The organism is Paenibacillus sp. P4_E11 (assembly GCF_056401635.1).
This window is the reverse complement of the sequence record NZ_JBFUIX010000675.1, coordinates 1-650: the sequence shown is the minus strand read 5'-3', so window position 1 is coordinate 650 and position 650 is coordinate 1. Positions and strand designations below refer to the sequence as shown.

The following is a 650-nucleotide window of genomic DNA, read 5'->3' as shown; positions in this document are numbered from 1 at the left end:
GATTGGCAAAAAGAATGGCCGCAAATGAAGGTCGCGGTACATTACAAGACATTTATGGAGCCACTGACCAATTCGCTCAGCGGAAGCCGGTAATGGATAAAAATGATCTGGCGTTCTTAATATTATCGCGGCTATGATTTGTATAATTTACCCCGCAGTTCCTCTTGACGTTGTCTTTCTGCCTCAGCTACTCGTTCCTTTTCTTTTAACTGTAGGTTCAGAAAATGAACATGAGCAAGCCGTTGGGCTTCCCACGTTTCTCGAATCAACGCGATCGGATCAAGTGCCCGTTCTGCGTCATGATCCGACAACCTTCCAGCTTCAAAATCAATCGGATGCCCGTCCAGAGCGGTTATATGTCCACCGTCGTCTGCAAAATGATGCTCCGCGCTCCCGCTAAAAACCCTACCAGCAACGCCCTTCCCATGAACATCCTCGGATGCAGCCATTTCAAGAAGGGGTGTCAATTCCAGCGTTCGCACAATATCTTTATCTGCAATCCGGCATATTTTATATAGTTCATCTTGAGCGGTCCATGTCGTTCCTCGCATCAAGGCCAGGACGCGCTTGTCCTCATTAATGGGATCACGACGATGTTCCCCAGGGACACCGAGCATTCGGAATGCCCAGATGCCGCCGCTGCCTAGACC

General features: G+C 49.4%; 1 protein-coding gene. It reads right to left on the bottom strand.

What is annotated here, in order from left to right; translation table 11 throughout:
* Nucleotides 1–131: 131 nt before the first annotated feature.
* Nucleotides 132–650 (bottom strand): hypothetical protein (locus AC1DWB_RS36860; protein WP_477545986.1); only part of this gene is annotated, 519 nt, incomplete at its 5' end.